The organism is Virgibacillus sp. SK37, assembly GCF_000725285.1.
GTDB lineage: Bacteria > Bacillota > Bacilli > Bacillales > Amphibacillaceae > Virgibacillus_Q.
On sequence record NZ_CP007161.1, the window covers coordinates 2,100,327 to 2,113,241 of the forward strand.

10 protein-coding genes are annotated in these 12,915 nt (G+C 37.6%); all 10 read right to left on the minus strand.

The genetic code is table 11. The features are described 5' to 3' along the window. Positions 1-16: 16 nt before the first annotated feature. On the minus strand, positions 17-2,605 hold the full coding sequence (gene mutS, locus X953_RS10880; RefSeq protein ID WP_040955595.1) for a DNA mismatch repair protein MutS: 2,589 nt from the start codon (positions 2,603-2,605) through the stop codon (positions 17-19). Positions 2,606-2,849: 244 nt separating this feature from the next. Then, positions 2,850-3,419 carry an outer spore coat protein CotE gene (locus X953_RS10885; RefSeq protein WP_040955596.1) on the minus strand — a complete coding sequence of 190 codons (570 nt, stop codon included), beginning with the start codon at positions 3,417-3,419 and terminating at the stop codon, positions 2,850-2,852. A 302-nt stretch (positions 3,420-3,721) separates the two neighbouring features. Next, positions 3,722-4,150 carry a RicAFT regulatory complex protein RicA family protein gene (locus X953_RS10890; protein ID WP_040955597.1) on the minus strand — a complete coding sequence of 143 codons (429 nt, stop codon included), beginning with the start codon at positions 4,148-4,150 and terminating at the stop codon, positions 3,722-3,724. Position 4,151: 1 nt separating this feature from the next. Further along, the gene (gene miaB, locus X953_RS10895) at positions 4,152-5,720 is read right to left on the minus strand and encodes a tRNA (N6-isopentenyl adenosine(37)-C2)-methylthiotransferase MiaB (protein WP_040955598.1); all 1,569 of its coding nucleotides are present in this window, start codon (positions 5,718-5,720) and stop codon (positions 4,152-4,154) included. 732 nt (positions 5,721-6,452) lie between these two features. Next, the gene (locus X953_RS10900; RefSeq protein WP_019379345.1) at positions 6,453-6,713 is read right to left on the minus strand and encodes a stage V sporulation protein S; all 261 of its coding nucleotides are present in this window, start codon (positions 6,711-6,713) and stop codon (positions 6,453-6,455) included. 106 nt (positions 6,714-6,819) lie between these two features. Then, positions 6,820-7,617 carry a TIGR00282 family metallophosphoesterase gene (locus X953_RS10905; protein WP_040955599.1) on the minus strand — a complete coding sequence of 266 codons (798 nt, stop codon included), beginning with the start codon at positions 7,615-7,617 and terminating at the stop codon, positions 6,820-6,822. 138 nt (positions 7,618-7,755) lie between these two features. Then, positions 7,756-9,321: a ribonuclease Y gene (gene rny / locus X953_RS10910; RefSeq protein WP_040955600.1), complete on the minus strand. Its 1,566-nt coding sequence runs from the start codon at positions 9,319-9,321 to the stop codon at positions 7,756-7,758. A gap of 557 nt (positions 9,322-9,878) precedes the next feature. Further along, positions 9,879-10,916: a recombinase RecA gene (recA, locus tag X953_RS10915; RefSeq protein WP_040955601.1), complete on the minus strand. Its 1,038-nt coding sequence runs from the start codon at positions 10,914-10,916 to the stop codon at positions 9,879-9,881. Positions 10,917-11,087: 171 nt separating this feature from the next. Beyond that, positions 11,088-12,338, minus strand: coding sequence for a competence/damage-inducible protein A (locus X953_RS10920; protein ID WP_040955602.1), 1,251 nt, complete (start codon positions 12,336-12,338; stop codon positions 11,088-11,090). Beyond that, positions 12,335-12,913 carry a CDP-diacylglycerol--glycerol-3-phosphate 3-phosphatidyltransferase gene (gene pgsA / locus X953_RS10925; protein ID WP_040955603.1) on the minus strand — a complete coding sequence of 193 codons (579 nt, stop codon included), beginning with the start codon at positions 12,911-12,913 and terminating at the stop codon, positions 12,335-12,337. Before pgsA ends, X953_RS10920 begins: the two co-directional genes overlap by 4 nt. Positions 12,914-12,915 lie beyond the last annotated feature (2 nt).

Below are 12,915 nucleotides of genomic sequence, written 5' to 3' on the forward strand. Positions count from 1 at the left end.
AAACAATTCCTTTCCCTTAGTACTTTTTAACTTGCTTTTGCAACCGATACAACTCATTCATAGCGTCAAGTGGCGTCAAAGCAAAAAGATCCATTTCCCTTAAATCTTCAATTACTTTTTCTGATGAACCTTGTTGCTTTTCATTTACAGTCTTAGGCGGTATTTGTGCTTCGTCAAAAAATGACAGTTGACCACTTTCGTTATTATCTACCTTGGAAGAAGGCTTTCCTTCGTTCTCAAGCTTCTCTAATATTTCACTTGCTCGATCTATTAATTCCTCTGGTAGCTCAGCCAGTTTCGCTACGTGGATACCATAGCTTTTATCTGCAGGTCCTTCTTTAATTTGGTGAAGAAAAACCACATTTCCTTCATATTCCTCTGCACGTACATGAATGTTTTTCAGTTGTGGAAGGGATTCATCCAATATTGTCAGTTCATGATAATGTGTGGAAAACAATGTCTTTGCCTGGAGGTTATTGTGAATATATTCCACAATTGCCTGGGCAAGCGCCATTCCATCATACGTACTTGTTCCTCTTCCTATTTCATCCAGCAATATTAAACTTCGGTCTGTCGCATGGGATAAAGCATGCTTTGCCTCTAGCATTTCTACCATAAAGGTACTTTGACCGGAAACAAGGTCATCTGCCGCTCCGATTCTAGTAAAAATTTGATCGAAAATAATTAATTCCGCATCTTCACACGGAACGAAACAGCCGATTTGCCCCATTATAACCGTCAAGGCTAACTGACGCATATATGTACTTTTCCCTGACATATTCGGACCGGTAATTAGCAACATATTTCTATCAGGGTTCAACGAAATATCATTTGGAACAAATGTACCGTTCTTCATTACTTGTTCAATAACCGGATGCCTGCCATTCTTAATAGTTAGTGTATGATTAGAAGAAAAGCTTGGTCTTCGATAATTATTTGTTTCACTAACCGTTGCAAATGCCTGTAATACATCGACTTTACTTATGACATCAGCAATATGCTGTAACTGAGGTATATGCTCTTTTATTTGGTCCCTGATTTCTAGGAATAATTGATATTCCAACTCAACACTTTTTTCTTCTGCTTCTAAAATGAGCTGCTCTTTTTCTTTTAATTCCGGAGTAATATATCTCTCTGCGTTTGTAAGGGTCTGTTTTCGTTCATATTTACCCTCTGGCAGCAAATGCAGGTTTGCTTTAGTAACCTCTATATAATAGCCAAAAACCCGATTATAACCAATCTTTAAAGATTTAATGTTTGTCTCCTTCTTTTCTTTCTGCTCCAGCTCTGCTATCCATTGTTTTCCATTTCGAGAAGCATCCCTATATGTATCCAATTGTGCGTGATACCCATCTTTAATTATCGAACCTTCTTTAATGGAAATGGGCGGATTATCTACTAAACTCGTGTTTAATAAGTCTACCAACTTATCCGGAAATAGCAGCTGATCAGCTAGCCGGCTTATTTCCTCACCTTTAAACCCTGAAAGAATTTCCTTAATCTCAGGTAGTTTTTCAAGAGATTGTCTAAGTTGTACTAAATCTCTGGCATTTACATTTCCAAATGCCACTCTGCCTGCTAACCGTTCCATATCATATACAGACTTTAATACTTCTCTTAGCTGGTCACGCTCCATAAACGCTTGCACAAAACCCTCTACTATTTCAAGTCTCTCCTCAATCTTTTTTTGGTTTAAGAGAGGACGTTCCAGCCATTTTTTTAATAGTCTGGACCCCATTGCAGTTGCTGTCTTATCAAGCACCCATAGCAGACTACCATGTTTCCCTTTTTTAATAATAGTTTCAGTTAATTCCAGATTTCTTTTTGAATACATGTCTAATGACAAATGTTCCTGCAATTCGATCACTTTTGCTTGCTGTAAATGGTGTAAAGAACGTTTCTGTGTGTGTTGAACATAATTCAATAACCGGCTGAAGGCTTTTAATAGCCTTTCATCATTTAAGTTCTCGCAAAGATCACGGTATTCAGCATTAAAGTCTACAATATCCTGATAGGATAAGGTTACATGCAACTTACCCTGTAGTTGTTGTTGTAATTGTTCTGGTAGATGAGAAGAAATAACTATTTCTTTAATTGGCTGGTTATATAATTCGTGAATAACTGCATCCCATCCATCCATAATGAGAGCTAGCCTGTTTTCTCCTGTAGATAAATCATGATAAACAACTACATACGATCCGTCCTGAAAATGGGAAAGGCTGGCTATATAATTATTCTCTCCTTCACGAAGCATTCCTGATTCCATAACAGTACCTGGAGTAATAAGTTGAACCACTTCTCGTTTTACCACACCTTTTGCTGTCTTCGGGTCTTCAACTTGTTCACAAATTGCTACTTTATATCCCTTTTCAATAAGTGTTTTAATATAATTTCCCGCAGCATGGTATGGAACTCCGCACATGGGTATAGGTTCTTTTTGTCCTGAATCTCGCTTCGTAAGAGTGATCTCCAGTTCTCTGGATGCTTGAATTGCATCATCAAAAAACATTTCATAGAAATCACCAAGTCGAAAAAATAAAAAAGCATCTTTGTTTTCTGCTTTAATTTTTAAATATTGCTCCATCATCGGTGTATATTTTGCCATCATTTTTCCTCCACTTACCCATTTATTCTTTTGTCATTATAGCATATTTACCTTCATTTCGACGAATAACGCACAAGTAAGAAAGACAGATGTTGCCCCATCCTTTAAGATCGCTTGTCCGACCTTTACCTCCGCTTAATCGCCTTTCATTCTCAATAAAACACTAGGAAAACCGAAACAATAGATTTTTTCTTTTTTATTGTTCAAAAATAAAATACGAGGAATTAAATCCTCGTATTTAGAGTTAGTCTTTATGATCCATGAATTCAGGATCTACGTTACTTAGCTCATCGTCAGTTAATTCAAAATCCCATCCATCGTCATCTTCATCGTCGTGATCTTTCTCCCAATGTGGGTTTACTTTGACAGAAATTTTTGTCTCACCAATTACTTGAACAACAAATTCCCTTTCTATTTCTACAACAATTTTATGTCCTTTGTTGGAGATTTTGCACTCAAGGCAGTTAGGTTGTTGAACCACCTTGGCAATGACATCAAACTCATCATTTATGCAATGCTCATCTTTAACGGAGAGCGGAATAACATCACAATAAGTGACCCTTTCGGTGACTACTTCTGTTTTCGTATTGTCATTGTACGAATACCAGATGTTTATATCATAACTACCATTGATCTCAACGGTGTCCTCCGACTTTTTCTTAGCATTGTATAAATGATTAATTACCCAGCACCCAAGTATGCTTGACGGCTTATGGGTTGGCGTAATCGAATGGGATGTTTGAGTGAACTTTTTCCCTTTACCACAAACGGCTTTCGTAATGATTTCTCTATAGTCACGGTTTAGAAAAGTCATAGCTACTTTTACCTCCTCTTTGTTCATAATCATTTTATGCAAGACAAATACCTAAAGTGCATAACATCTGAATAAGAAAAAGAGGAATAAATAAAGAAAAAGTTCAGCAACCGTTTAGCCACATATAAAAGTTAATTTTAATAACGATCATTTTGGAAATCGTTGTTTGCTTATTTTAGAAAAAGAAATAAAATTTGCTAGATGCTACGGTTATAGATTGACATGGCTGGTCGAGCATATGAACACTACTATGTAAAAGAGAAAACCAGAAAAAACAAATTGTTTTTTCTGGTTTTCTTTCCTTAATGACCGCAACCCATGCTATTTTGCTGTTTTGAGCCTGTTTCTCCTGCAAGGAGATCTCCACCTGTGGATTCAATTACATTATTTGTTACCTCTCTTGCTATGGTTCCTGAAACTAACTGTAATACATCATTCACAACAACCTGTGTTTCTTTAAATTCCTGTACAACAGGAATTGCGTCGATTTCTTCTTGTAATCGGTCAATTTCTGCTTCTACCTTCTTTAAAGCTTCTGATTTTCCATAAGCCTGGAAGTTTACAGCTTGTTTTTGTAGTGCCTTTATTCGTTTGATCAGTTGCTGTACTTTCTGGTTTTCATTTATCTTTGCCTCTACCTGCTTAAAACGGTCAATCTCTTCTGTACTAGCAAGCATACTCGCTAACTTTTTTGCTTCATCTAATATTTCTGTTCGTGTATATTGAGCCATATCAGTTCACCTCTACTGTATTTTCTACCATGATACCATTTAATGACCATGTCTTCGCTTCTGTTATTTCAACATCTACAATTTTTCCTATTGCTGATTTTGGTCCTTTAAAGTTAACCAGCTTATTTCTTTCCGTATAGCCGGCAAGTACATCTGGATCCTTTTTACTTTCTCCTTCTACCAATACGCTAACAACTTGCTTGTCATACTTTTTCATTGACTCTGCCGATTGCTTATTTACCAGTTCATTGAGTCGGTATAAACGTTGCTTTTTAACATCCTCTGGAATATCATCTTTCTTTCGAGCGGCCGGTGTGCCCTCACGTGGTGAGTATATAAATGTATATGCTGCTTCAAAACCGACTTCTTCCACTAAAGTCATTGTTTCTTCAAATTGTTCATCAGTTTCATTAGGGAAACCAACAATAATATCTGTGGTTAAAGTGGCGTTCGGCATGGCTTTCCGTATTTTATGAACTAATTCCAAATATTCCTCACGTGTGTATTTACGGTTCATTTTTTTCAAGACTTCACTGCTTCCGGATTGTACAGGTAAATGAATATGATCTAATAGGTTACCGCCTTTTGCTAATACTTCGATTAAACGGTCATCAAAGTCTCTTGGGTGAGACGTCGTAAAGCGAACACGCGGAATATCAATTTTATGAATGGCATCCATTAAATCACCCAATCCATAGGCCATATCATCAAAATCTTTCCCATACGCATTTACATTCTGCCCTAGAAGAGTTACTTCCTGATATCCCTGTGCGGCTAAATGACGTACTTCCTGAATAATATCCTCTGGTCTTCTGCTTCGCTCTTTTCCGCGTGTCATAGGGACAATACAATAGGTACAAAACTTATCACAGCCGTACATTATGTTAACCCATGCCTTGATTTTCCCTTTACGGGCTTTAGGTAGATTTTCAATTACATCTCCCTCTTTTGACCACACTTCTATTATCTTTTCCTTACCAAACATAGCTTCTTTAACCAGGTGCGGCAATCGATGTATATTATGTGTACCAAAGATCAAGTCAACATGCTGATGCTTTTTAAGAATTCTATTTACAACAGATTCTTCCTGTGACATACACCCACAAACACCAAGAATGAGATCAGGCTTTTCCAACTTCAAAGGTTTTAAATGTCCGATTTCACCGAAAACTTTATTCTCTGCATTCTCACGGATAGCACATGTATTGAGCAAAATAATATCTGCTTCTTCTGTTTCGGTTGTTGATTCATAACCCATCTCGGTTAAGATGCCAGCCATGACTTCTGTATCATGTTCATTCATCTGACACCCGTATGTACGGATGAGAAACTTTTTACCTTCACCTATGTTTTCCATATCTTCAGGAATCGCAAAATCATAATGCACATTTACTTTGTCTCGCCCACGCTTACGTGCTTTATTTAAATTTGGAGGCTCATAAGTAGTCTCAAAATACTTCGCGAAATCTGCACTTGTTTTTTCACTAAGTGGTTTTTCCTGGCCGGATTTTCTGTCCGCGGCGTCCACTTGTTTAATTTGTGCTTGTTCTTTACGCTGTTGTTCGTTCATTAAAGAAACTCCTTTCAATTTTAACAGGGTTATACATTATTCCAGTATAAGCCCTATAAACAAAATTAACAATATGTAACCAAATAGCTAATAAGATAATTTCGCTTACCTTATAATAATTTAATAAAATTGTCATAATCACCAATTGAGTAATAAAAACTATATTTTGATTCAATTTTTTACTATTGCTAATGTTTGGGGTGAAAAAACATTCTCCCGTACATTCATAGTAGGAAACTCCGAACTAAAGTATACCTCATTTTAAGAAAGCGGATGGACCCATTGATTTCCGCAGGTAAAATTAAGCTGAGGAAAATACGTAGACTCCTTGAAAATGAAAGCACACATTTTCTTCGTGCGATGTTAAGCTAACGAAGCCTTACTTGTTCTGGGAGAGCTGAGGCATAGGTGAGACCCCGGAATTCGATTTAAAGGTTGGAAGGCTAAAGTCGGGTCGTCGGGTCGCAACGCCTTCATGACCAACATCGTGTTGTCCCGAGGCTCATCAGCCGCCCCCGAAAAGCGCAGTATTTTCCATAGCTGTGGTGTAACCAGAATCATTGTTTCAGCGAGCTTTCTTGTAAAAAAGCTAATTTTCATATCCTAATCAAGTTACTTCCGAATCATTGGTTAACTCTAATAGCTATTGAGACATTTTTATAGTTCCTTAACCAATCAAAAAGCAGTATTACGTTTAAGCGTAATACTGCTGCTTGCTTCTGGATAAATAAGCTACCTTGGTTCAATAATAAGTTTAATAGCGGTTCTTTCTTCATTATCAATCATGATGTCAGTAAAAGCTGGTATACAAATAAGATCTACTCCACTTGGTGCAACAAATCCGCGGGAGATGGCTACTGCCTTAACTGCTTGGTTTAAAGCACCCGCACCAATCGCCTGAATTTCTGCTGATCCACGTTCACGTAAAACATTTGCAAGTGCACCTGCTACTGAATTTGGATTTGATTTTGCTGAAACCTTTAATACGTCCATTACTAGTACCTCCTTGATTTCCTATTATAGTTCTATTTCTACTATATTCCTGGAGATGTTAGCTTATTACATTATTATGAACCAAATATACAAAACATTCAATGAATTATCCAAAAAATGGATGGTCTTCGTTTATTAAAATTCTTTCTACATGGGTAGCTTTTCCATTGTTCTTATCGATCGTAACCAGAAATCCGTTTAATTGTGTTCTTCCCTCTTTTGTAATTTCAAAACGTACTGGCATAGAAGTAAGAAACCTCTTAATTACAGCATCCCTTTCGACCCCTAATATTCCATCATATGGACCAGTCATACCAACATCTGATATATATGCCGTTCCATTCGGTAATATACGCTCATCTGCAGTTTGTGTATGTGTGTGAGTTCCTACAACCGCGCTTACTCTTCCATCAAGGTACCAACCCATAGCTTGCTTTTCACTCGTTGCTTCTCCATGAAAATCAAGAAAAATTATATCGGTCCGCTGCTTTGCTTCTGTGACTAATTCATCAATTTTTGTAAAAGGGTCATCACTTGGGGGAAGAAATGCCCGACCTTGCAGGTTAACAACAGCTACTTCCTGTCCGTTAATATTAATGTATACTATTCCCTTGCCAGGATTGTTTTCTGGGAAATTAGCCGGCCTTATAAGGTTCTTCGCATCATCTATAAAATCAAATATTTCTTTTTTATCCCACGTATGATTTCCCATCGTAACTACATTAGCTCCATCTTCAAGAAATTTCTTATATATTTTCTCTGTTATTCCTTTACCAGATGCTGCATTTTCTCCATTAACAATAGTAAGGTGTGGGCGATACTTTTCCTTTAACTTCGGTAGATATTCATGTACCATGTCTCTACCCGGCGAACCTACAACATCACCAATGAACAGAATTTTCATATTTATCATCATCTCCTTATACTGTTTTGCATAAAACCTCAGTATGTATCCTTATATCTCTTCTATAAAGATCCATTTATTTTAGAGCCAAATTTTATTATTTCCTAAGCAAAAATAAAAGCGGCCAAATGACCGCTTTTATTTTGCATACTCTACTGATCTCGTTTCCCGAATAACAGTAACTTTTATATGACCTGGATAATCAAGCTCTCCTTCGATTCGCTTTCGTATATCGCGGGCAATTCGAACAGACTCAATGTCATCAATTTCATCAGGTTTAACCATAATACGGATTTCTCTACCTGCTTGAATTGCAAATGATTTCTCAACACCAGCAAATGACTCAGAAATTTCTTCCAATTTCTCTAGACGTTTGATATAGTTTTCTAACGTTTCACTTCGTGCACCAGGTCTTGCTGCGGATAATGCATCGGCTGCTGCAACTAGTACAGAGATAATGGAAGTAGGTTCCTCATCACCATGATGAGAAGCAATTGAATTAATAACTACCTCGTGCTCTTTATACTTCATTGCAAGCTCTTTGCCGATTTCTACGTGACTACCTTCCACTTCATGATCAATTGCTTTTCCAATGTCATGTAGTAATCCAGCTCTTCTTGCCAAGGTAACATCTTCACCTAATTCAGCAGCGAGCAGCCCGGCAAGATATGCAACCTCTGTAGAATGCTTCAAGACATTTTGTCCATAGCTAGTACGATATTTTAGACGACCGAGAATTTTTATCAGATCGGGATGTAAACCATGTACACCTACTTCGAAAGTTGTCTCTTCACCAATTTCCCGTATATACTCATCAACTTCCCGACGTGCTTTATCTACCATCTCCTCGATGCGAGCAGGATGGATTCGTCCGTCTTGAACTAGTTTTTCTAGAGCCATACGAGCTGTTTCTCTTCGAATAGGATCAAAACCGGATAAAATTACTGCCTCTGGTGTATCATCGATAATCAAATCAATACCTGTCAGTGTTTCCAAAGTTCGTATATTTCGGCCTTCACGGCCAATAATACGACCTTTCATTTCATCATTTGGCAAGTTAACAACTGAAACAGTTGTTTCGGCGACATGATCTGCAGCACAACGCTGGAGTGCCAAAGAAAGAATGTTCTTGGCCTTTTTATCAGCTTCTTCTTTCGCTCGGTTTTCTGCTTCTTTAATCATTAAAGCCGATTCATGCGCTACTTCTTTTTCGATCCGCTCTAAAATAACTTGTCTAGCCTGGTCAGTTGTATATCCTGAAATGCGTTCAAGCTCCGTTTGCTGCTCTTGTAATGTAGCTTCCACTTTGCTTTCCATTTCTTCAATTTGTTGTTGTTTTTCTGTTAGTGATTGTTCTTTCTTCTCTAACAAGAGCTCACGCTTGTCCAGTGTTTCACTTTTTCTGTCCAGATTTTCTTCTTTTTGCATCAGACGATTTTCTTGCTTTTGTACTTCATTTCGACGATCACGCAATTCCTCTTCTGTCTGCTGACGAAGTCTGTGATTTTCATCCTTCGCCTCAAGAAGTGCCTCTTTTTTAGCGGCATCTGCATTCCGGTGTGCCTCATCAACTATTTGTTTAGCCAACGTCTCTGCACTAGAAATTTTAGCTTCCGCAATAGATTTACGAATCAGATAACCAACAACAATACCGACGATTAGGAATAGAGCAAGCAAAATGGAGATGATTAAAGGATTTTCCATAATTTCACCTCCTGTTGCTATAAAATTTTACAATTCATTATTGTCGGCATGTACCATTTTTCAATGCAAAATTAATAATAAATCATAGAATATAAATTATAAATTTATACATTTTTAATTTTAATTGTCTGTCACATGAATGTCAAGGAAACGTCATAAGTTGTTGGATTGGATAATAAAAAATATTTAGATAGAACAATTTGTATTTGGTTCAGTTAATGTAAAGGAAACTAACTATGATAACACATTCCGTCTCTCTATCTCGTACTCAGAGACGTTAATGCAGATGTATTTTATGTTATGATGGAGAAAAAATGAAAAGCTTCCTATTAAGATTCATTCTCAAACCATCTTGCACTATATCAGATTGTCTTAAGTCTGCACAAAACGCTTCCTGCTGTAAATAAAGAACCCCATCTACTACTGTGTAGCGGAAGGGGTTCTCCTTATTTATTAACTTAGGAAACTATAAATTTCAGAACCTGTGGATAACTTATATTAAAGAATAGACGAATTTAGCCTGTCTTCTTTACTCCAAGGGACTTGCGCTTTTGTTCCTATACATCTAAACTCCCTTGTCCTACTTCTTCCTCTGTTTCTTCTTTGGTTTCATCTAATTGATAATGATCGCGTATAGCCCGGTGAATTTCTGCCATCATATCTGTATTTTCTTTTAAAAATTGCTTGGCATTTTCCCTTCCTTGACCCAGCCGTTCTTCATTGTAGGAATACCATGCACCGCTTTTCAAAACAATATCAAGATCTGAACCAATATCAAGAATTTCTCCTTCTTTGGAAATACCTTCACCATACATGATATCTACTTCCGCCTGTTTAAATGGAGGGGCAACCTTGTTTTTCACTACTTTTATACGGGCTTTATTCCCCATTATATCGTTCCCTTGCTTCAGTGTCTCTGCACGTCGTACTTCTAATCGAACAGAAGAATAGAATTTAAGTGCACGTCCACCAGGCGTTGTCTCTGGGTTACCAAACATAACTCCAACTTTTTCACGAATTTGGTTAATAAAAATTGCTGTCGTATGTGATTTATTAATAGCACCTGAAAGCTTTCGTAGAGCCTGCGACATTAATCGTGCTTGTAAGCCAACATGAGAGTCACCCATCTCACCCTCTATTTCTGCTTTAGGTACAAGAGCAGCTACAGAATCCACTACGATAATATCTACTGCACCGCTTCGTACAAGAGCTTCAGCAATCTCCAACGCCTGCTCACCAGTATCTGGCTGGGATAGTAATAATTCTTCGATATTAACTCCTAAGGCGCGTGCATAGTTCGGATCCAGAGCATGCTCCGCATCTATAAACGCTGCTTGTCCACCCTGTTTTTGTGCTTCTGCAATAGCATGAAGCGCCACAGTAGTTTTACCAGAAGATTCAGGGCCATATATTTCTACTACTCTACCTCTTGGATATCCGCCTATTCCCAATGCTACATCCAAGGCTAAAGATCCACTTGGAATGGTAGCTATCTTCTGTAGCTCCTGTTCACCCAATTTCATAATGGACCCTTTACCAAATTGCTTCTCTATTTGTCTTAACGCCATATCTAACGCTTGTTTTCTATCGCTCAAAGTATTTCCTCCTTTAATCTACTATTTACATCATACTATGTTTTTTGATATTTGCCAAGAAAAACACGAATAAATGTTCTGCTTTTTTACAAGGTAAAAATTAGTAGATTATGATTTTCTGATTTGCTTTTTTATTGAATAAACGAAATTCTCGTATATAACCGAACAGAATTATGATTTTATATAATTAAAAAGAATTTCAAATCCTTTTAAGACTGCTTTATTTCTAATAGCTGTTCGATCTCCTTGGAAAGAATACTCTTGAACCACATGCTTCCCTTTACGATCACTAACCGCAATAAACACGGTACCAACAGGCTTATTCTCCATCTGACTTGGACCCGCTACTCCTGTAAATCCGATCCCTAAATCTGAACCAGTTCGCTTCCAGGCATTTTCAGCCATTTCCAAAGCGCATTCTTTGCTCACTGTACCAAATGATCTAATAACTTCATCAGAAACCCCTAACAGCTCAGATTTCATTTTAGCATCATAACATATGACACCACCACGACAAACCTGAGAAGCACCTTTAACAGATACTAGTCTTTCTGTAAATTTACCACCGGTTAAGCTCTCTGCTGTAGCTATTTTTTTACCAGCTTGTTTGAGTAATCCAATTAATTCTTCCTCAACCGTTTGCTCATCCGCACCATAATAGTACTTTCCTACCTTGTCCAATATTTTTCCTTTCGTTAACCCAAGGAGTTTATCAGCTTCTTCATCTGCCTTTGCCTTGACTGTTAAACGAATAACAACACCATCATTTTGTGCTAAAGGGGCAATGGTCGGGTTACTTTGATTTTTAATTAGATCATATAGTTCGTGTTCCAGCCGTGACTCACCAATTCCGATAAATTTGAGTACGGTAGATTTGATAATATCGGATTGGCCGGTCATTTTCTGTAAATACGGGAAGACTTCCTTCTCCGCAAGGTATTTCATTTCGCGAGGGACACCAGGAAGAAAAATCCATGTCTTTTCTTCAAAGTGGACTATCATCCCAGGTGCCATTCCTTTCTCATTCTCCAAAACATGGGCACCTTCAAAAATACGTGCTTGTTTACGATTATTTGGAGTCATTTCCGTGTTTTGCTTTTTAAAAAATGAACTTATCTTTTCCATAGCTGGCAGATGCTCCACAAGCTGTAAATTACTGATAAGCTGGAATCCTTCCCTGGTTAAATCATCATCTGTTGGTCCAAGGCCTCCTGTCACAATAATAATATCAGAACGTTTTTGTGCATCTCTGAAGGTTTCCTCCACTCTCGTAAGATTGTCCCCAACCACACCATGGTAATAGACATTTAATCCATATTTCGCCAACTGTTGTGACAACCATTGGGCATTTGTATTTGCGATCTGACCAAGCAATAATTCAGTGCCTACTGCAATAATTTCTGTTTTAATCTGTTTTGTCACTTAGAATCCCTCATAACATGCCAATTTTTAATAAAGTAATCCACGCCCGATACAATTGTAAAGAATAAAGCTACATAAAGCATTAGTGTTCCAAAAGGAAATCCGATGAAAGAGAAAGGGAAGTTATGAAGCAAGAGGGCAGCGATAGCAATCATCTGGGTTGCTGTTTTTAATTTCCCCATATTTCCTGCTGCAAGAACAGATCCCTCACCTGCTGCAACAAGGCGAAGACCTGTAACAGCGAACTCCCTGCTTATTATAATAATGACAACCCAAGCAGGAGCAAATCCCATTTCAACTAATAAAATTAAAGCTGCTGAAACAAGCAGTTTATCAGCAAGTGGATCCAAGAACTTTCCTAAATTCGTCACCAAATTATATTTACGGGCATAATAACCATCTACCCAGTCAGTAACAGATGCGAGAATAAATAATAATGCAGCTGTAAAATCAGCTATTGGTAAGGTGCTTTCCCCAATCTCCCAGTTTCCCCAGTTAAGAGGTAGGCTTAACAACAGAATAAAAATAGGTATTAATAAAATACGGGATATTGTAATTCTATTTGGTATGTTCATTG